Annotated in this window: 23 protein-coding genes; 17 read left to right on the top strand and 6 right to left on the bottom strand. The window is 59.1% G+C overall.

The window, feature by feature from the left end; genetic code table 11:
- Window positions 1-18 precede the first annotated feature (18 nt).
- The 4 genes from lspA to FN806_RS18935 all read right to left on the bottom strand — a co-directional run bounded on the left by lspA (window position 19) and on the right by FN806_RS18935 (window position 5,187).
- Window positions 19-489, bottom strand: a complete 471-nt coding sequence (gene lspA / locus FN806_RS18950; protein ID WP_142640044.1) for a signal peptidase II — start codon at window positions 487-489, stop codon at window positions 19-21.
- On the bottom strand, window positions 489-2,078 hold the full coding sequence (gene purH / locus FN806_RS18945) for a bifunctional phosphoribosylaminoimidazolecarboxamide formyltransferase/IMP cyclohydrolase (protein WP_142640042.1): 1,590 nt from the start codon (window positions 2,076-2,078) through the stop codon (window positions 489-491). Before purH ends, lspA begins: the two co-directional genes overlap by 1 nt.
- 22 nt (window positions 2,079-2,100) lie before the next feature.
- Window positions 2,101-3,840: a heparinase II/III family protein gene (locus FN806_RS18940; protein WP_142640040.1), complete on the bottom strand. Its 1,740-nt coding sequence runs from the start codon at window positions 3,838-3,840 to the stop codon at window positions 2,101-2,103.
- A gap of 90 nt (window positions 3,841-3,930) precedes the next feature.
- A complete protein-coding gene (locus tag FN806_RS18935) occupies window positions 3,931-5,187 on the bottom strand; it encodes an RsmB/NOP family class I SAM-dependent RNA methyltransferase (RefSeq protein WP_142640038.1) in 1,257 nt (418 codons plus the stop codon).
- Between the two features lie 89 nt (window positions 5,188-5,276).
- Between FN806_RS18935 and FN806_RS18930 the strand changes: the two genes are divergently transcribed.
- Window positions 5,277-5,459 (top strand): DUF1674 domain-containing protein, encoded by a 183-nt coding sequence (locus FN806_RS18930; RefSeq protein ID WP_142640036.1) that lies wholly within the window; start codon window positions 5,277-5,279, stop codon window positions 5,457-5,459.
- Here the strand turns inward: FN806_RS18930 and FN806_RS18925 are convergent, their stop codons facing one another.
- Window positions 5,460-6,317: a LysR family transcriptional regulator gene (locus FN806_RS18925; RefSeq protein ID WP_142640034.1), complete on the bottom strand. Its 858-nt coding sequence runs from the start codon at window positions 6,315-6,317 to the stop codon at window positions 5,460-5,462.
- Window positions 6,318-6,416: 99 nt separating this feature from the next.
- Here FN806_RS18925 and tmpA point away from each other — a divergent pair, with 99 nt between their 5' ends.
- From tmpA to FN806_RS18910, 3 genes are read left to right on the top strand one after another with little or no spacing between them, the layout of a single operon-like run.
- A complete protein-coding gene (gene tmpA, locus FN806_RS18920; RefSeq protein WP_142640032.1) occupies window positions 6,417-7,553 on the top strand; it encodes a 2-trimethylaminoethylphosphonate dioxygenase in 1,137 nt (378 codons plus the stop codon).
- Window positions 7,550-8,140 carry a (R)-1-hydroxy-2-trimethylaminoethylphosphonate oxygenase gene (gene tmpB / locus FN806_RS18915; protein ID WP_142640030.1) on the top strand — a complete coding sequence of 197 codons (591 nt, stop codon included), beginning with the start codon at window positions 7,550-7,552 and terminating at the stop codon, window positions 8,138-8,140. The genes tmpA and tmpB overlap by 4 nt, the downstream gene beginning before the upstream one ends.
- On the top strand, window positions 8,137-8,805 hold the full coding sequence (locus tag FN806_RS18910) for an ureidoglycolate lyase (protein WP_142640028.1): 669 nt from the start codon (window positions 8,137-8,139) through the stop codon (window positions 8,803-8,805). Before tmpB ends, FN806_RS18910 begins: the two co-directional genes overlap by 4 nt.
- A 25-nt stretch (window positions 8,806-8,830) precedes the next feature.
- Here the strand turns inward: FN806_RS18910 and dapB are convergent, their stop codons facing one another.
- Window positions 8,831-9,640 carry a 4-hydroxy-tetrahydrodipicolinate reductase gene (gene dapB, locus FN806_RS18905; RefSeq protein WP_142640026.1) on the bottom strand — a complete coding sequence of 270 codons (810 nt, stop codon included), beginning with the start codon at window positions 9,638-9,640 and terminating at the stop codon, window positions 8,831-8,833.
- A 91-nt stretch (window positions 9,641-9,731) separates the two neighbouring features.
- On the opposite strand from dapB, the gene rbfA reads away from it, so the two are divergent.
- The 13 genes from rbfA to FN806_RS18840 all read left to right on the top strand — a co-directional run bounded on the left by rbfA (window position 9,732) and on the right by FN806_RS18840 (window position 19,597).
- Complete coding sequence (gene rbfA, locus FN806_RS18900; RefSeq protein WP_142640024.1) at window positions 9,732-10,127, top strand: 30S ribosome-binding factor RbfA; 396 nt, start codon at window positions 9,732-9,734, stop codon at window positions 10,125-10,127.
- Window positions 10,124-10,861 carry a phosphodiester glycosidase family protein gene (locus FN806_RS18895; RefSeq protein ID WP_142640022.1) on the top strand — a complete coding sequence of 246 codons (738 nt, stop codon included), beginning with the start codon at window positions 10,124-10,126 and terminating at the stop codon, window positions 10,859-10,861. The genes rbfA and FN806_RS18895 overlap by 4 nt, the downstream gene beginning before the upstream one ends.
- 60 nt (window positions 10,862-10,921) lie before the next feature.
- The gene (gene truB, locus FN806_RS18890; RefSeq protein ID WP_142640021.1) at window positions 10,922-11,827 is read left to right on the top strand and encodes a tRNA pseudouridine(55) synthase TruB; all 906 of its coding nucleotides are present in this window, start codon (window positions 10,922-10,924) and stop codon (window positions 11,825-11,827) included.
- A 21-nt stretch (window positions 11,828-11,848) separates the two neighbouring features.
- Window positions 11,849-12,352, top strand: coding sequence for a DUF1643 domain-containing protein (locus tag FN806_RS18885; RefSeq protein WP_142640019.1), 504 nt, complete (start codon window positions 11,849-11,851; stop codon window positions 12,350-12,352).
- 94 nt (window positions 12,353-12,446) lie between these two features.
- Complete coding sequence (locus tag FN806_RS18880) at window positions 12,447-13,460, top strand: calcium-binding protein (protein WP_142640017.1); 1,014 nt, start codon at window positions 12,447-12,449, stop codon at window positions 13,458-13,460.
- Between the two features lie 145 nt (window positions 13,461-13,605).
- The gene (gene rpsO, locus FN806_RS18875; RefSeq protein ID WP_142640015.1) at window positions 13,606-13,875 is read left to right on the top strand and encodes a 30S ribosomal protein S15; all 270 of its coding nucleotides are present in this window, start codon (window positions 13,606-13,608) and stop codon (window positions 13,873-13,875) included.
- A 687-nt stretch (window positions 13,876-14,562) separates the two neighbouring features.
- Window positions 14,563-14,772 carry a hypothetical protein gene (locus FN806_RS18870; protein ID WP_142640013.1) on the top strand — a complete coding sequence of 70 codons (210 nt, stop codon included), beginning with the start codon at window positions 14,563-14,565 and terminating at the stop codon, window positions 14,770-14,772.
- A 316-nt stretch (window positions 14,773-15,088) separates the two neighbouring features.
- Window positions 15,089-15,442: an ArsR/SmtB family transcription factor gene (locus FN806_RS18865; RefSeq protein ID WP_142640011.1), complete on the top strand. Its 354-nt coding sequence runs from the start codon at window positions 15,089-15,091 to the stop codon at window positions 15,440-15,442.
- On the top strand, window positions 15,423-15,845 hold the full coding sequence (locus FN806_RS18860; protein ID WP_142640009.1) for an SRPBCC family protein: 423 nt from the start codon (window positions 15,423-15,425) through the stop codon (window positions 15,843-15,845). The genes FN806_RS18865 and FN806_RS18860 overlap by 20 nt, the downstream gene beginning before the upstream one ends.
- A complete protein-coding gene (locus FN806_RS18855) occupies window positions 15,842-16,210 on the top strand; it encodes a DUF1761 family protein (RefSeq protein WP_142640007.1) in 369 nt (122 codons plus the stop codon). Before FN806_RS18860 ends, FN806_RS18855 begins: the two co-directional genes overlap by 4 nt.
- A 236-nt stretch (window positions 16,211-16,446) precedes the next feature.
- Window positions 16,447-18,597, top strand: a complete 2,151-nt coding sequence (gene pnp, locus FN806_RS18850) for a polyribonucleotide nucleotidyltransferase (RefSeq protein ID WP_142640005.1) — start codon at window positions 16,447-16,449, stop codon at window positions 18,595-18,597.
- 173 nt (window positions 18,598-18,770) lie between these two features.
- Window positions 18,771-19,043, top strand: coding sequence for a PepSY domain-containing protein (locus FN806_RS18845; protein WP_142640003.1), 273 nt, complete (start codon window positions 18,771-18,773; stop codon window positions 19,041-19,043).
- A 23-nt stretch (window positions 19,044-19,066) separates the two neighbouring features.
- A complete protein-coding gene (locus tag FN806_RS18840; RefSeq protein ID WP_142640002.1) occupies window positions 19,067-19,597 on the top strand; it encodes a helix-turn-helix transcriptional regulator in 531 nt (176 codons plus the stop codon).
- The last annotated feature ends 17 nt before the right edge of the window (window positions 19,598-19,614 follow it).

Here is a 19,614-nt window from a genome sequence, read left to right as displayed (position 1 = left end):
CGTATTTCCAAACCCGCGTCACGAGGGCTTTTTCCTATCAAACAGCACCAACCCGAAGGCACCTGCGAATATGAATACATCGGCCATATTGAACACATAGGGGTTGTCGAAACCACAGCAGGACATGTTCAGAAAATCCAGCACATATCCGTACAACACGCGGTCCACCACATTGCCAAGCGCACCGCCGATCAGCAGGCCGCCACAGACCAACAAGAGCTTTGAGGGGGCCGAACGCATCAACCAAATCAGAACGCCCACTGAAATCACCAGTGAAACTCCGATCAGAGCCCAGCGCGCGGCGTCGCCATTGCCCTGAAACAGGCCGAAATTGATGCCGCGATTCTCGCCATATCTGAACACCAGAAAGGGCGGTAGAACGCTGATCGGCCCTTCGGCCACGCGCATCACATGAACGACCAGGTACTTGCTGATCTGGTCGATCAGAAACGCGGTCAGCGCCGCCCAGAGGAGCAATCGGGCACGCATCAGTGACGGAAATGCCGCATGCTGGTAAAGACCATGGCCAGACCGGCCTCATCTGCGGCGGCGATCACGTCGTCATCTCGCATCGAGCCGCCAGGCTGAATCACGCAGGTGGCCCCGGCCTCTGCGGCCTCCATCAAACCGTCGGGAAAGGGGAAGAACGCGTCCGAAGCCACCGCTGAACCGATGGTCAGCGGCTGTGGCAGGCCCAGAACATCGGCCATGCGCTCGGCCTTTTTGGCCGCGATCAGGGCCGAATCCACGCGGCTCATCTGGCCAGCGCCGACACCCACGGTCGCGCCGTCCTTAACATAGACGATGGCGTTGGATTTCACGTGCTTTGCCACCTTCCAGGCAAACAGAAGGTCGCGCATCTGTTCATCCGTCGGGGCCTTCTTGGTGACAACCGTCAGGTCATCCATGCCGACGAAACCGTTATCCTTGTCTTGTACCAACAGACCGCCCGCGACCTGACGCACGGTTTTGCCACCGGCGGTCACATCCGGCAGGCCTTCGGTCGTCAGAAGGCGCAGGTTTTTCTTGGCGGCAAAGATCGCCTTGGCCTCATCCGAGGCGCCAGGCGCGATCACAACCTCGGTGAAAATCCCTGTGATTTCCTGCGCAGTTTCAGCGTCCAGCGGCTGATTCAGGGCCACGATCCCGCCAAAGGCCGAGGTACGATCACAGTCGAACGCGGCCTTATAGGCGTCCAGCAGCGTGCCTCCTGTCGCAACGCCACACGGGTTGGCATGTTTGATGATGGCACAGGCCGCACTCTTGACGGGATCGAATTCCGCCACCAGCTCAAACGCCGCATCGGTGTCGTTAATGTTGTTATAGCTCAGTTCCTTGCCCTGATGCTGAAGGGCGGTCGCCACACCGGGTCGGTTGGTACCGTCGGTATAAAATGCAGCGGTCTGATGGCTGTTCTCGCCATAGCGCAGTGTCTGTTTCAACTCGCCAGCAAAAGCGCGGCGTTTGGGGGCCTCAAGCTGCAGCGCATCGGCCATCCAGTTCGACACGGCGGTATCGTAAGCAGCGGTGCGGGCATAGGCCTTTTGGGCCAACCACTGACGGAAACCATATGCGGTCTTGCCGTAATTCTCGTCCAGCTGATCCAACAGCGACGAGTAATCCTCGACATCGACCACGACATTGACAAAAGCGTGGTTCTTGGAGGCGGCGCGGATCATCGCTGGGCCGCCGATGTCGATATTCTCGATACATTCGTCATAGCCAGCGCCTTTAGCCACGGTCGCCTCGAACGGATAGAGGTTCACCACCAGCAAGTCGATCGCGTCGATGCCGTGTTCGTTCATCGCGGCGACATGGGTGTCATTGTCACGCAAGGCCAGCAAGCCGCCATGCACCATAGGGTGCAGCGTCTTGACCCGGCCATTCATCATCTCGGGGAAACCGGTGATCTCGCTGACATCCTTCACCTCCAACCCCGCATCGCGCAACGCTTTTGCTGTGCCGCCGGTCGACAACAGCTCGACCCCGCGGTCGGCTAGCGCCTTACCCAGCTCGATCAGCCCGGTCTTGTCGGATACGGAAAGCAACGCGCGGCGCACGGGGTGAAGATCGGTCATGGGTCCAAAGGTCCTTTTGGCGTCAGTCAAACTCGGGCTCGTCCCGGTGCAAGTCGCGCACGGCAAAGGCTGTATCCTGCGCCTTGCTCAACGTCCACCGGATGCGCGTCGCATACTCCATTGCGCGGCCAGATAGAACGATCTGTTTTGTCGCGCGTGGCTTCAAACGGCCCTTTTCAAGATAAACACTTGGCTCGATTGACAATTTCCCCACACCATCATGGCGGAACACCCAAATCTCACCGCTTTTGAGCGCCATGGACACCGCCGCACCGCCCAAATCTATCGCCGCATCCACGTCCGGATGCAGATGGAACCGTATGTCAAAGCCGATACCAGTCAGGCTCGACGCATCCAGCGCCTTGTCAAATTGCCGCTTGGCCCTGTCACTTGTGGTAAGCAGAATATCTTCGCCGGTCAGCTCCCGCCCGTCAAAGCGCAGCTCGAACGTTCGGGCATGGGTCAGGCCGAACACTTTGGTATAGCCATCATGCCCGGCCATAAACCGGGTTCCCTCGAACGCGTCTTCGAACTCGACCGGAACATCCTTTGGCGCGTCCACCAGCCCTTCACGTTCCGTACCAGGAACAGCTGAGGTCAGACGCGCACTTGAAAAGCCGTCAAGACAAAGTGTCGAATGCGACGGCGTGGCGCGCCCGGCCCGACGCCATTCCAACCCAAAGGTTTCCCCAGACCCACAATTCACAATCAGAGGTCGGCGGCCCGAGGTCAGCTCGAACGCCAAGGTCGACGCATGTGCGTTATATGACGCATCCCCTTTGGGCGGCGAACTGGCGTCAATTATCACACTGGTCCGTGCCGCATAGAGACGGGCAAATCCCATGGACAGGCCGTTCTCGCTCTGCGGTCTGACGCCGCTTTGCGCCAGAGCCTGATCCAGACGACCCTCGACCCCGCGCCCGCCCCCGTGGAAACGGGCCAGTGCACCATCCGAATGACGCAGATTACGCATGGTCGGGGCCATCCGTTTAATCGCATTCGCCTGCGCCCCAGGTGTACCCCGCCCCAAATCGCTAAGTGCTGCCGATGTCCAGGCGAGCAGCGTGAAGACTTCCAGCAGCTCCTCGGGGTTGCGCGTGGAGATACCACCTTTTTGATCTATCTGACTGTCACATTCCCGCGCCAGAGCGCGCAGGGCGGGCTCTGCCATCTGCTCAAGCCCTTCCAAAGCCAAACCAGCCTGCACCAGACCGGCTAGCGCCTCGAACCGGGGCAGGCCAGGCGTCGCAGCATGCCAGCGTTTCGACAGGAACCAGGCCTGCTGAGATAGCGAACTGAAAAAGACCTTGCTTTGTTGCTCATCCACACCGCGCAGCAAAAAGATCGCGTGATTGATCCACCGCATCACTCGCCGACCTGTCAGATCAGGTGCCCAACCGGGCCCGTGCCCGCGCCCATGTGCTTCGATCCAGCCCCAGACCCAGCGTTGCGCCTTTTCGCGCGCCCGGATGTCGCCAACAGCCGCCAGATCATCCAGCCAGGCAAAACCGTGGCGTTCATCGTCGAATCCGGTGCTGGGCGCAGTGACATCCCATAAGCCTGTATCCTGCGCCTCTACCAGATAGCCCGAGAACAGCAGGTTCCCAGCCACCAACTGACGCCCGCGCGCAAATGATCCAACCGTGCGTGGTTCCGGATCGCCCACAAATCCGGTAACGGCCTTGCGCCGCTGACTGAGCCGCGCATAAAGCCGGTTCTGATATCGCGACCATCGGTTTGCCATGGTGTCCGAATTTGACATGACGCTCGTTACTCTGCCCCTTGCGCTCTGCTGGCGCCTGAGACCCAACGATAGACCGGAGCAATCGTCAAGTCATCGAAAAGCGTGCCTTCAGGTCGATTTCGTCAGGCAGGCGATATAGAAGCCGTCCATGCCGCCTGTCCCCGGCCAATAGTCAGGCCGCAGACGCAAACCGCCCTCTTCGGTGATCCAGCCGGCTTCGACCCCCGCGACCTGCAAAGCGACCCGGTCCGCTTGCATATCAGGATACATCTGTAGCGCCTCTTCAACCTGAACCTCGCCCTCATCGGGCAGTAACGAGCAGGTGCAGTACACCAACCGCCCGCCCGGTTTCAGAAGGGTCCAGGCATGGGCAAGCATCTGCGTTTGCAGCTCGATCAGCGCGCCGAATTCCGACCCGTCCTTGGCAAAGGGCAGATCAGGATGGCGGCGGATCGTGCCGGTGGCGGAACAGGGCGCATCCAGCAGGATGGCGTCATACTGACCCTGGTGTTCCAGCGCGTCAGCCGCGATGACCGTAGCCATCAGGCCCGTCCGCGTCAGGTTCTCGCGCACTCGTTCCAGACGCGATTCCGAGATATCCAGCGCAGTCACATCGGCCCCCGCAGCCGCCAGTTGCAACGACTTGCCACCGGGCGCAGCGCAAAGGTCCAGAATTTTCTCTCCGGCCTTAGGCGCCAGAACTCGGACAGGCAGTGCGGCGGCGGCATCCTGAACCCACCAGTCACCGCGATCATATCCCGGCAGAGCGGACACCTGCCCCGCATCCCGAACCCGCATCGAACCGGTCGGAAGCATCTCACCCGGCGCGGTTGCCCCGGGCTTGACCGAAAAATCCAGCGGCGCGCCCTCGAAATGCGCCAGTTCCATGCCGGTCACGGCCTCGGCACCCCAGGCCATGATCAACGGATCGCGCAGCCACTCGGGCAGGCGCGGCACGCGCATTTTCGGCCAAGCCTCTGGCCCTTCCGCCGCCACCTTGCGCAGAACCGCGTTCACCAACCCCTTGAGCCGCCCATGCTTGCGCGAGCGACCGACAATCTCAACCATGGAATTTACGACGCCATGCGCTGCCTCGCCATGGCACAGCTCAACCGCTCCCAGACGCAGGGCATTATGCACGGTCAGGGCGGGAGTGCGGTTCAGGTGATTGTCCAACAGACGGTCGGCGCGTTCGAGCCCACGCAGCGTTTGCAACGCCAGCCGCTGTGCCCGCGCCCGGTCTTCTGGTGCCAATCGCTCCAACGCACCTGCAGCCAGGCATTCTGACATCAGCCGCCCGTCACCCAAGATCTGATCCAGAAGGTAGATTGCGCTGCGTCGCGCGGCCGTTGCGTTATCGGACATTGAATCGCCTTTGATGTGACCCTCGTCCGCATTGCCAAGGGCGGACGGGGGCGTATATCAAGCCAATGCACTGAAAGGAACCCGATGTCATGAGTGACGAGCCCAAAGACCTGCCGCCTGCCGCACAACGCGCGCTGGCTGAGGCGGAGGACCGCCGCCGCAAGGCCGAAGCCGACGCAAAAGCGCGACCCAAAGAGCTGGGCGGACGCGACGGCCCCGATCCTGCACGTTATGGCGATTGGGAAAAGAAAGGCATCGCGATAGATTTCTGATCAATCCCCGCGCAGGGCCTGCAGAAAATCCGCGATGAGCGCCCGTTGCTTATTGGATTTCGCACGCTCTTCGGGCCAGGTCAGCCAATAGCCATCTTTAGCGTTCAATTCGGGCAAATCCATTCGACGCAACCGCCCCGCTCGCAAGTCCGATTGCGCCAAGGGCATGGATCCCAACACAACGCCCAAACCCTGCCGAGCCGCCGAAATCGCATGTTCCATCGAATCGAAGCTCATTTTCGAGGGCGGCAGGTCGGTCTGAGTGGTGTTTTTCGCCCAATCACGCCAGCCGGGCCTTTCACCGCGCAGATCAATCAAGGGCGCGGACCAATCCACACCCGGCGCTGCCATCGGCACCAGCACTTCGGCCGCAATCAGTTCGGCATCGCGCCCGGGCCACGCCCCACGCCCATAGCGGATTTGAAGCCAAGTCCTCTCTTCATCCAGCGAAGACCGTCGCGCCACAGAATCTGTCAGCACCCGAACTTTGGGGCGCAGGTCGTGAAAACGTGCAAGAGCGGGTATGACGAGGGCTTTGATATGGGACGACAGGCCAGCCACCCGTAATTCGCGCGGGGATTTTCCGAAAAGGTCTTCGGTATTGCGCTCGAGCGCCTGCAAGCTGTCCTGAACCAGCGGCAGATAGCTTTCGCCCTCGACGGTCAGCGATACACCGCGCGCCTCGCGCACAAACAGCGTGCGGCCCAACCAGGCCTCAAGGTTGCCGATGCGCTGACTGACGGCAGCCTGCGTTAGACCGAACTCGCGCGCCGCTGCCGAGAATCCACCCAACCGCCCCGCCGCTTCGAATACGCGCAACCAGTCCAGCGGGGGCAAGCCGATCTTCTTTTTATCCATAAGATTTTCCAGGCCTCAGCAGCAACAAGGATTAATTGTCGTAATGCCATAGGGGGCGTATATCCTCAAGCAAAGCCCCGCGCGAACAGGAGAAACCCCATGCTGCGCTCTGCCACCCATACTCCGTCAATCGTCACCGTGGAATTCGATACAGGCCCAAGTGCCCGCTTTCACGCCATCTGGCTACGCGACAACGCGCTTGATCCTGACACACGGGCACCGGGCAACGGACAGCGCCTGATCACCATTGGCGATATCCCCGCCGATACCATGGTCAGCGCTGCCTCAGTGGCCAACGGCGACCTCACCGTCACATTTCAACCCGAAAACAAGACTGTCACTTTCCCCGCCGATTGGCTGGCTGCGCATAGCTATGACCAAGAGGACAGCCGCAACTTTGGCCGCACCGCGCCCGGGATCACCACCTGGGAGCAAGGGCTCGACGCGCCCAGCGCCGACTGGAGCGACGTCCACGCCAAACCCGCAGCCAAGCGTGGCTGGCTGGCAATGGTCGCCGAATACGGGTTTGCCAAACTGACCAGTGGCCCGACCGAACCGGAATCCCTGTTGAAGGTGGCTGATCTGTTCGGATACGTCCGTCAGACCAACTATGGCCCCTATTTCGAGGTTCGAACCGAAGTGAACCCGACCAACCTGGCCTTTACAGGGCTTGGCCTTCAGGCGCACACGGACAACCCCTATCGCGACCCGGTACCAACATTGCAGATCCTGTACTGCCTGGAAAACAGCGCCGAGGGTGGCGATTCCATTGTTGTGGACGGGTTCCGGGCGGCGGAAAAACTGCGCGATCAGGACCCCGATGGATTTGCCCTGTTGGCAGGTTTCCCGGCGCGGTTCGAATACAAGGGCTCGGACGGGGTCTGCCTGCGGTCGCGCCGCCCAATGATTGAGCTATCGCCCGACGGCGAGTTGATCGGTATCCGCTTTAACAACCGCTCGTCGGCTCCGTTTGTGGACATCCCCTTCGATCTGATGGAGGCCTATTACGCCGCCTATCGCCAGTTGGGTGAGATAATCGACGATCCGGCCATGGGCGTGTCGTTCAAGCTGGAGCCGGGCGAAAGCTTCATCGTTGACAACACCCGCGTCCTGCACGCGCGTCTGGGCTATTCCGGCGCCGGGTCGCGGTGGTTGCAAGGCTGCTATGCCGACAAGGACGGCTTACTGTCAACGCTGGCGGCGATGGAACTGGCGACACTGGAGGCCGCGGAATGAAACCTGATTTCTCGACCCTGACCCCCGACAATATCGTGGCCTTCATCGGGGATATCTTTGACCGCCGCGGAGGCGAGGAATATCTGGGCGAACCCGTCACCATGGCAGAACACATGCTGCAGGGCGCGACCATTGCCGAACAGAACGGCATGCCCGAAGAGATCATCGTAGGGGCATTGCTGCACGATATCGGTCATTTCACATCCGAATTCGGCACGTACCACCCCGACGACACCGAAGACCGCCATCACGAAGATGCAGGCGCCGAGGTGCTGGAACAGTTCTTTCCGTCTGTTATCACCGATTGCTGCCGCTATCACGTGGCGGCCAAACGGTATCTTTGCGCTACCAAGCCCGAATATTTCAACCGCCTGTCCACGGCTTCGGTTCATACACTGGAACTGCAAGGCGGGCCGATGAGTGCCAGAGAAGTTGCCGAATTCGAGCAGAACCCGAACCTGAAAGAGATCATTCAGGTGCGTTATCTGGACGAAGCAGGTAAACGTGCAGACATGGAAACCCCCGATTTCAACCATTTTGCGCCGATGGTGCAGCGAATGGTCGAAAAATATCAGGAGCTCACATGAACGCCCCAGAATACATTTTTGAGGCCAACACCAAACCATCCCTGCCTTGGCACGAGGTCCCCTTGATCCGTGCTACAGACAAGTCGGTCAAGGGCTATGGCTGTCTGGTCGACGACCCCGAAGAATTCGAAATTGAAATCGTCCGTTGGCCACAGCAAGGCTGGCGGCCCATCGACGAAGGCACCGGCGATGAAGCCGGTTGGGTCGAAGGCACATTTCATGGTGAGTGGAAAGGGGACGTCCTTTACGGCGAGAACGAAGCGGTCAACGGTCACTATGTCCTCGGCTGGTCCACTGATCCGCAACAGGCCAACGCCAACCGGCAAACTGCTCCGCGCGATCAGGTTCTGCTTTGGCACATGAACTATCACCCCGATGGCGGACAGATGTTCTGGCCGATCGACAACAAGCCTTACATCATCCCTGCCGCATTGCCGGGCGACAATCTGACACCGGAAAAGGTGGTGGCCTTTTGGTGTGATGGGTCACGCGGGCTGTATATCCATCCTGGCATCTGGCACGAGGGGATATTCCCGGTCGAGGACAATCAGCGTTTTCTGGATCGGCAGGGCAAGGTTCACGCGCGGGTCAGTGCGGATATCGGCAAAGAATTCGGCGTCTATCTCGCCTGCCCTTTGCGCGCAGATAAGGTCCGAGAGTTGTAGTCGGTCTGTCGGCTCCCGGGCGGTGTCAAAGCCCCAGAACGTCCACCATGTCATATTGGCCAGGCGCTTTACCCTGCCCCCAAAGTGCGGCTTTCAGGGCGCCGCGCGCGAAAATGGCGCGGTCAGTGGCCAGGTGGCGCAGCACGATGCGTTCGCCCGGTGCTGCGAATAGCACGTCGTGTTCGCCCACGATGTCACCACCCCTAATGGCATGGAACCCGATATCGCCCCGCTTGCGCGCGCCGGTCATACCATCGCGGCCCCGATCGGACACCTCAGCCAGATCTACACCACGCCCTTCGGCAGCGGCCTCGCCCAGCATCAGCGCGGTGCCCGAGGGCGCGTCGACCTTATGGTGGTGATGGCCTTCGATCACTTCGATGTCGAAATCCTCATCCAGTGCGGCGGCGACCTTTTTGGTCAGTTGCACCAGCAGATTGACCCCGAGGCTCATGTTGCCCGCCCGCACGATCACCGCGTGGCGCGACGCGGGCTCCAGAGCGGCAATCTGCTCGTCACTCATCCCGGTAGTGCCGATCACATGCACACAGCGCGCCTGCGCCGCCAACGCGGCGAATTCCAGCGTCGCCTCGGGTGCGGTGAAATCAATCACGGCCTGCGCCTGGGCAAAGGCCTCCAGCGGATCGTCGGTCACCGTGACGCCCAGCGCTGCACCACCCATGGCCACGCCCACATCCTGCCCAACCCAATCATGACCCGTGCGCTCGACCACGCCGACCAGGCGGGCCTGATCACTGTCGGTCACGGTCCTGATCAACATCTGACCCATACGGCCCGAAGCCCCTGTGATGACGATCCCCGGAATATGGGTCATTGCGCTGGTCCCTTTGCATTGATTGGCTCAATGCCTCCTACCCGGTTCGCACCCGCTTGGCAAAGCCCCGCTTTGCGCTTAGATCGGGGATATGGCTAAGAACAAATTCCACGATGGCCCCGGCCCGTCCCAACGACAGCTGCGTGTCGGCGAACTGATCCGCCGCACCCTGTCCGAGGTTCTGGCGCGCGGAGATGTCCACGATCCCGACCTGAATCGCATGTCAATCACTGTGGGTGAGGTGCGCACCTCGCCCGATCTGAAGATCGCCACCGCCTTTGTGCTGCCCCTAGGCGGCAAAGGGCAGGAGGATGTGATCGAACTGCTGGCCCGCAACAAACACGAGCTGCGGCGCATGGTTGGTAAAAAGGTCGGGCTGAAATTCTCCCCCGATCTGCGATTCCGGCTGGATGACACATTCGACCGTCTGGATGACACCCGCCGCATGTTCGATCAGGACGCGGTGCGCCGCGATCTCGACGAGTGATCCGGGCATTTGTCACTTTGGTCGCTTTCCTGTGGGCGGCGCAAGCCGGGGCAGTGACATGCGAAAAGGTCACGCATAGTGACAAACGCTACACTGTCTGCGAGGTGGATGCCGCGAATGAGGACATGCGCTTGTTCCTCAATGACGAGAATGGCGACCTGTTGGGGCATTTCTCGGCGGTGAATGAGGCGCTGGAACCTGGTGGCAAGCGTCTGGCCTTTGCGATGAACGCAGGCATGTATCACGACGACCGCTCTCCCGTTGGCCATTATGTCGAAGACGGGCAGGAGCAGATGCGTGTGATCCCGAACCCCGGTCCCGGAAACTTCGGCCTTCTGCCCAACGGGGTGTTCTGCATCCGCGAGGGCCGCGCCGACGTGTTCGAGACGCTGGACTTTATAGATCAAGCCCCGGATTGCCGCTTTGCCAGCCAATCCGGCCCGATGCTTGTCATCGACGGAGAGCTGCACCCAAGGTTCCTGCCTGATTCGACGTCGGTTTACGTCCGCAATGGCGTGGGCACCAGCGATGATGGCACCCGCGCGGTGTTTGCCATTTCCGAAGATTACGTAACCTTCCACCAATTCGGCAGCCTGTTCCGCGATGTGCTGGAAACGCCGAATGCGCTGTTCTTCGACGGCAATATCTCTCGCATGTATGACCGAGCGAACAGCCGATCCGATGTCGGGTTCTCGCTGGGGCCGATTGTCGGTGTGGTTGAAGACACGCCCTGAAATTGACAGGGCCAGACCGATCCGCTAACTCGCGCGCCTCGGCATAGAACAAGGTGCACAATGGGACGCAAACGCAAGGGTCGCGACATTTCCGGTTGGCTGGTGGTGGACAAGCCCGCAGGCATGACCTCGACCGCCGTGGTCAACAAGGTGCGTTGGGCGATGGACGCTAAAAAAGCGGGCCATGCGGGCACGCTGGACCCCGAGGCTACCGGAGTTCTGGCCGTGGCTTTGGGTGAGGCAACCAAGACCGTTCCCTATATCACCGACGCACTCAAGGCCTATACCTTCACCGTGCGACTGGGTCAGGCCACCAATACCGATGACGCCGAGGGCGAGGTAATCGCAAGCAGCGATGCGCGCCCTTCGGATGAGGATATCAAAGACGCCCTCGCCCCCTTTATCGGTGAAATCATGCAAGTCCCGCCGAAATTCTCGGCGGTGAAGATCGACGGGCAGCGTGCCTATAAGCTGGCCCGCGATGGCGAGGATGTGGAACTGGCTGCGCGCCCTCTGTGGGTCGAAGAGCTGGTTCTAGTCGACCGCCCCGACGACGACCACGTCATGCTGGAAATGACTTGCGGCAAGGGTGGTTATGTCCGATCGATCGCCCGCGATCTGGGGGCCGCGCTGGGGTGCTACGGCCATGTCCGCGAGCTGCGCCGTATCTGGTCCGGCCCATTCGAGACCAAAGACGGGCTGAGCATTGAACAGATCGACGAGATGGCCAAAACCACCGCGCTGGATGATTTCCTGCACCCGCTGGAAACTGGCCTATCGGACCTGCCCGAACTGAAATGCACCCCCGAAGGTGCGACCCGTCTGCGTAACGGCAACCCTGGTATGGTTCTGGCGTCCGATGTGGAATACGGGGATGAGGCCTGGGCCTCGCTGGATGGTCAGGCGGTGGCGGTCGGCATCTATAAATCCGGCGAATTGCATCCCAGCCGGGTGTTCGTCACGTAATCTGCGTGCTAGTCGAAACCCATGATCACGCGCACACATACCAAGGGCGACGCGCCCTCGACCGCTGTTTATTCAGATTGCGAGAGATACCGCTATAGCCTGACGCGCATCTGGGATCCGACCGGGCGCAAGGCGCTGTTTGTGATGCTGAACCCGTCCACCGCGACCGAGGTGCAGAACGATCCCACGGTTGAACGCTGCGAACGCCGGGCGCGCGCGCTGGGGTTCGGCGCATTTCAGGTCACCAATATCTTTGCATGGCGCGATACTGATCCACGCAAAATGCGGGCCGCTGCCGATCCGGTGGGGCCAGAGAATGACATGGCCATTCTGAATGGCGTGGACTGGGCCGATCAGGTCATCGCTGCCTGGGGCACCCATGGCGCGCATTTGGATCGAGGCACCACCGTCGAAACCCTGCTGCGCGGCACCGGTCAGCCGATGTACCACCTTGGGCTTACCAAGGACGGCCACCCCAAGCATCCGCTCTATATCGCTTACACGCAAAACCCCGAACCCTGGTGACAAAGGGTTAACCACAAGCTCAGCTAGGCTTTGACCAAAGCCCTGATCGCATGGGACATTTCACCCTCGAAGCAATGCGTTCAAGGAGGTTGTCATGTTTCTGATCGGATTGCTTAGTCTGGCGGCTGTCGGCGGGGTGGCCTATGCCATCGGCGATGTCTTTGACATAGATGAAGATCCCGGTGAGGACGATGTCGTCGACGACCAGCCTCCTGCGGTCGAAACCGGCGAATTCCTTGACGTCGGTGAGAATGTCGAGGAACCCGAAGCGCCCGAGATTTCGACCGGGACGATCATATCCGAAATCGAGGGCGACATGATCATCGCGGGCACCGAGGATCTGGACATCCTGACCGGCCAGGACGGCGACGATCAGATCAATGGATATGCAGGGGATGACACGATTTATGGTGGCGAAGGCGATGACACCCTGCATGGGGGAGGAGGCGCTGATACGATCTTTGGCGGCACTGGCCAGGATGTCCTTCACGGAGAGGCGGGCGACGATCAAATCTCGGGCGATGAGGGGGATGATGCACTTTACGGGCATTTCGGCGCAGATCACCTGGACGGCGGGATGGGCGAGGATGAGCTGTATGGCGGGCAGGATGACGACATTCTGACCGGCGGTGAGGGCGATGACGCACTGCATGGCGGGTTTGGTGATGACCGGTTGAGCGGTGGCGAAGGCAAGGACGTGCTGTTTGGCGGTGATGGCGACGATATTCTGGACGGTCAGGATGGAGAGCACCCCGACGCGGTGGATTTCCTGAACGGTGGCGCCGGGGATGATACGATCATTGCTGAAAGCGGGGATATCGTAACCGGAGGCGAAGGCGATGATGACATCGCTGTTTCGCCCGAAGCGGATGATGACGCCGTCACCGTCATGGATTTTCAGCCCGGTCAAGACAAGTTGCTGATCTCATGGGAAGGTCAGGAAAACCCGGACATTCAGATCAAGACAGACACCGAAGACGAGAACCTGACCCATGTAATTGTCGACGGGCAGAACGTGGTGCAGCTGATCGGGGCAGACGGTGTCAGCGCCGATGACATCCAACTGATATCCTCAGGCGATCTGGCGCAGCTCAGCGCGCTGGGCTGAATTTCCAGAATCCCTTTGCCATTGACCGCAAATGCGCCTATACGCGCGCATCCGTGTCGGAATCGATGCGGTTTTCTCCATGGGCCTGCGCTGGACGACATCCCGGCCTGTGCCATCAACCCTAACCTTTTCAAAGGAGACCCCGATGTCGATTACTGCCGCTGAAAAAGATCGCGTCATGAAAGAATTCGCAACCAAGGACGGCGACACCGGTTCGCCAGAAGTCCAGGTTGCCATCCTGACCTCGCGCATCACCACCCTGACCGAGCACTTCAAGACCCACAAGAAAGATAACCACGGTCGCCGTGGTCTTCTGAAGATGGTTGCCCAGCGCCGTAAGCTGCTGGACTATCTGAAGGGCAAAGAAGAAGCACGGTACCAGGACCTGATCAAAAAGCTGGGCATCCGCCGCTAAGCGCGCGCTGCTGTTTTTGATACAGGCGCTGAAAAGCTAATAGATCATGATACGCTCGCCATTCGGCGGGCGTATTTGGTTTTGGGGTTCTCTCCGACCTTGAAGCAAAGCCTTTTGCTGCATTCTCGATGACAGATCACGACAACATCTCGGACGATGGAAACTTTTTTCGCGCCGTGTGATCCACTTCATCGACAAGCTGCTCAAATCGCTGCAGTCTAGGAACTGTAGTGAGTAGGCGCTTATTTTTTTTCGAGCGTTAGGTTTTTCATAGTCCTCCCCTTTCAAGGCGCGCCCACAATGGGCGCGCCCGTTTTTGTTGGGAGCCACGGTTCCGCCTGCTTGCACGATAGAATCGCCCCTAAAGACGGCCGCTTTTTGCCTTCAGGACCGTTGAATTTGCCCGTGATGAACAGGTGTCAAATTGTGACGTTGCGTCGCAGAATCTCAGCGCTGGTTTAGAAAGTTGACGTAAACGTAAGCAACGTCGAGGTTTTTATCAGAGAGTCAAAAAATGACGCGAAAGGCCATTATCTTCCCCCTTTGCACAGGATCGGTCGGTTCCTAAATGCCGCCTGTCGCTGCGGGTACACACTCACGGCAATCGGTCTTTGAGCCCTCCCACCCTCGTGGTTCGGACTGGCCCGCAGCGACAGTGTCTGACGACTATTTTACTGGAGTTAAACAATGCCTCTGAAATCAGTTTTGAACCGCGTTTTTGCAGCAAACCTTTCCCAGGCTCCTAAATCAGAAAAAAAGTCAACTATGGTCTCTGGCACAGATGGCATCGTAAAAAGAATGTCCGAGGTGGAAACTGCCGCAATCCTCCGCGGCATACTGAAAGAAGAAGAATTGGGGTCTCCCCAACCGCGTAGCAAAGAAGATTCGTTGCAATAGGCCCAGACCCGCTTTGATCCCGGATATATGAAAACCGCTTTCTGCACGATCATAATAGAATGGATCTTTTTCTTTAAGCTGGAGACGGGGTCAATACGGTCCGATCTCACCCGTAATCAGTGGCTCCACCAACATCGTTAGCCACACAAGTCCTCCCCAAAGTTTACCTGATTCAGACTGCAATCGGCCACATCGGTACCGATCAGGGCCAAACCCTTATCCAACAGGGTGCATTTGGCGACTGGTCAATCAGGGTTTCAACATGTTATTCACCCAAATGGTTGACTGAAGCAGAATAAGGTTGTAATTCATCCAAATGGTTGAACGAGAGAGTCGATATGACCTCAATGCAATATTGAAGGCCGCGTCCGACCCGACCCGCCGCGCTATTCTGACGATGCTTGCGCAGCAGGGACCATTGCGGGTGACGGACATTGCGCGGCAATTCGATATGAGCCTCAACTCGGTCTCCAAGCACATCAAGGTGCTGGAAAACGCCGAGCTGGTGCAGCGCCGGACCGAATGGCGCGAACATCTGATCGAGGTTCAGATGGCTCCTTTATCAGCCGTTGATTCTTGGTTTGCCGGGTTGCGTTCGATTTGGGCGCTTCGGCTGGACGCCTTGGAAACTGCTTTGGAGGACCCAGAAGATGACGGACCTGTCACTTGAAATAACGCGCGCCATTCCACATCCACCCGAAAAGGTGTTTGATGCCTGGCTCAACCCCGAGATGCTGGCAAAATTCATGCTGCCGGCACCGGGCATGACCGTGCCCGAAGCGCATTCCGACGCCAAGGTCGGCGGCCGGTTCAAAATCATCATGCGCGCGCCCGAGGCTGGCGATTTGCCGCATGAGGGCGAATACAAGATCATCGACCGCCCCAACCGGCTGCAATTCACCTGGAATTCGCCCTACAGCCAAGACGATTCCACGGTCACACTGGATTTCACACCCACCGAAAAGGGTACCGAGCTGCGGCTGCACCACATCCGCTTTCCCTCGCAGGAAAACCGGGACAATCACGAGGGCGGCTGGTCCGCTATCCTTGCGGCGCTGGAGACGGCACTATGATCAACTGGCTGGCCCTCGGTGCAGGGGTGGTCGCTGCCTTTTTGTTGGGCTGGCTGGTCTACGGCCCTATGGGCTTTCAGAAACGCTGGGCCGAGGGCACCCGCATCGACCCGACGCCGCCCGAAACCCCGCCACTGGGCGCGATGGCCACACAGATCGTGTTCCTGATCCTGCTGGCTGCGGTAATCGCGGTGACCGAGACCACCAATAGCCTGGGCGTCGCCCTGCTTGCGATCCTTGCGGTGGCGGCGCAGACAGCCTCGGTCGGGACATGGGCGCAAAAAAGCGGCTTCGCCATTGCGGTCGACACCGGCTATGCGCTGGGCTGTGGTATCGTCATGATCCTGGCCCACGCGATCCTGTAGGATCGCAGCGCATGCCCGATCCTCGATGGATCGGGCATGCGCCCTTTATACCCTTACTCTTCCTCGGAACTCCTGCCTTTCCAAAGCCCCCAAACTGCTGTATGGGCGGTCCATCTGAGACGTTGTGCTCTGACTCCGGCACTCGAATGGAAGATAAAGTGGGGTCGGCGGCAATGGGGCCGCCACGCAAACGGGAGACCCGCAGGGGCGGGAGTGCTCCCTTCTAGGATACGCAAATGTTTGATGTAACAAAGAAATCAATTCAGTGGGGCGAAGAGACGCTGACACTGGAAACCGGCAAGGTTGCCCGTCAGGCGGACGGCAGTGTGATTGCCACGCTGGGCGAGACCAGCGTGATGGCAAACGTGACCTTTGCGCGGAAGCAAAAACCCGGTCAGGACTTTTTCCCGCTGACCGTCCACTACCAAGAGAAATATTATGCCGCCGGTAAAGTTCCGGGTGGCTTTTTCAAGCGCGAGGCGCGCCCGACTGAAAAAGAGACGCTGACCGCGCGTCTGATCGACCGGCCGATCCGCCCGCTGTTTGTTGACGGCTTCAAAAACGAAGTTCTGGTGATGTGCACCGTGCTGAGCCACGATCTGGTCAACGACCCTGACATGGTGGCGATGATCGCAGCCTCTGCCGCGCTGACCATTTCCGGCGCACCGTTCAGAGGCCCGATTGCTGGTTGCCGCGTTGGTTTCGAGGATGGCGAATACATCCTGAACCCGACCGTAGACGACATGCAGGACCTGCGCCTGAACCCTGAACAGCGTCTGGATCTGGTTGTTGCCGGCACCAAAGACGCCGTGATGATGGTTGAATCGGAAGCCTACGAGCTGTCCGAGACCGAGATGCTGGGTGCGGTCAAATTCGCACACGAGCAGATTCAGCCGGTGATCGACCTGATCATTTCACTGGCCGAAGACGCGGCAAAAGAGCCGTTTGATTTCCAGGCGCCCGATTATTCTGAGCTGTCCGCTGCCGTTAAGGCCGCAGGTGAAGAGCAGATGCGCGCAGCCTTCGCGATCACCGACAAGCAAGAGCGCACTGCCGCTGTTTCCGCTGCCCGCGACGCAATCAAGGAAGCCCTCACCGAGGAACAGCTGGAAGACGCGAACCTTGGCTCGGCGATGAAAAAGCTGGAAGCAGGCATCCTGCGCGGCGACGTCGTCAAAGGCGGCAAGCGGATCGACGGTCGTTCGACCACCGATATCCGTTCGATCGTTGCAGAAACCTCGATGCTGCCGCGGACACACGGCTCGGCCCTGTTCACCCGTGGTGAAACACAGGCGCTGGCTGTAACCACGCTGGGCACCGGTGATGATGAGCAGTTCATCGACGCCCTGCACGGCAACTTCAAATCGAACTTCCTGCTGCATTACAACTTCCCTCCTTATTCGGTTGGTGAAGCGGGTCGCGTGGGCCCTCCGGGACGTCGTGAGATTGGTCACGGCAAACTGGCATGGCGCGCGTTGCAGGCGGTTCTGCCTGCGGCAACCGATTTCCCCTACACGATCCGCATCGTGTCCGAGATCACCGAATCCAACGGATCAAGCTCGATGGCGTCTGTTTGCGGCGGTTCGCTGTCGATGATGGATGCGGGCGTTCCGCTGAAAGCACCGGTTGCCGGTGTTGCCATGGGTCTGATCCTGGAAGATGACGGCGATTACGCGATCCTGTCGGACATTCTGGGTGACGAAGACCACCTGGGCGACATGGACTTCAAGGTTGCGGGTACCGAAAACGGCATCACCTCTCTGCAGATGGACATCAAGGTTGCGGGCATCACGCCCGAGATCATGGAGAAAGCCCTGGCGCAAGCCAAGGACGGCCGGATGCACATCCTGGGCGAGATGGGCAAAGCCCTGTCCGAGACCAATGATTTCTCGGTCCACGCACCGCGCATCGAAACCATGAACATCCCGACCGACAAGATCCGTGAAGTGATCGGTTCCGGCGGCAAGGTCATCCGCGAAATCGTCGAAGTTTCGGGTGCCAAGGTCGACATCAACGACGATGGCGTGATCAAGATCGCCTCGCCCGATGGTGAATCGATCAAGAAGGCATACGAGATGATCCATTCGATCGTTGCCGAACCCGAAGAAGGCCAGATCTACACCGGTAAAGTGGTCAAGATCGTCGACTTTGGTGCTTTCGTGAACTTCTTTGGCAAGCGCGACGGTCTGGTCCATGTGTCCCAGATCGAAAACCGTCGCCTGAACCATCCGTCGGATGTTCTGAAGGAAGGCCAGGAAGTGAAGGTCAAGCTGCTGGGCTTTGACGACCGCGGCAAGGTGCGCCTGTCGATGAAAATCGTCGATCAGGAAACCGGCGAAGAGATCGCACCTGAGAAGAAAGAAAAGAAAGAGGAAGGCGCAGAATAATCTGCTCGCCCCTCTGATTTCTCGAAAGACCCCGGCTTTGTCCGGGGTCTTTTTTTGTTCAGTCAGCATAAACCTTGGACCAATTCCGCCCAATTCAACCGAAATCCAATCGCACCACCGGCAAGGCGAACCCACGTCTTCTACATCGACGCAACAAATCTAGGAGATGCGAAATGGAGACCTTCAAAATGCTGACTCTGACCGGACTGATCGCGACCGCCCCGGTGCTGGCTTTTGCCAACGTGACAGTCGGGGACAAGCTGGGCACCACCGAGACCGATATCCGCACCACTCTCGAGGCGCAGGGATACCAGATCGAAGAGATCGAATTCGAAGATGGCGAGATCGAGGTTGAACTCGTCAAGGATGGCGTGGAAACTGAACTGGTCCTGAACAAGACCGATGGCGTTGTCACCGCGATCGAGCTTGAAGAGGACGACGACTGACCAGACAATCTTAAAGGAGCGCTATGAAGATTTCACAGACGTCTTTACTCTGGCTCCTTCTGGTGGTGCAGGCTGTCTGCGCCACCTTTTTCCTAACCGATGCAGCGCTCGATTGGTTTGGTGGCGAAACTGCCGGGTTTCGGCATTTGCACCAGTTCGAATTGTTCCTGTCCCTTGCTCTGATCGGTGGTTTGGTGGCGACAATCACCCTGATCCGGGCTCAGAGCTTGCGCGTGCAGGACATGCAGCGTCAACTGGGCGTGGCGCAGGGCGCGTTTTCGCAGGTCATCGAAAATCAATTCACGCAGTGGCAGCTCAGCAATGCGGAACGCGATGTCGCAATATTGTCCATCAAGGGTTTGTCGATCGCAGAAATCGCCGAGCTGAGACAGACGAAAGAAGGGACTATCAAGGCACAAAGCGCTGCGATTTACCGCAAGGCGGGTGTCTCAGGGCGGCTCCAACTGCTCAGCTTTTTTGTCGAAGAGCTTTTGTCCGAACCCCTGGTCAACACGTCCTCGTCGTCAGAACCCGCCGACCAGAGCCAGGCTTGATCCACGGTTGCTCTTTC

The sequence above is a fragment of the Ruegeria faecimaris genome (genome assembly GCF_900182615.1).
GTDB lineage: Bacteria > Pseudomonadota > Alphaproteobacteria > Rhodobacterales > Rhodobacteraceae > Ruegeria > Ruegeria faecimaris.
The sequence above is the reverse complement of the archived record's forward strand: the minus strand, read 5'-3'. Positions and strand labels throughout refer to the sequence as shown.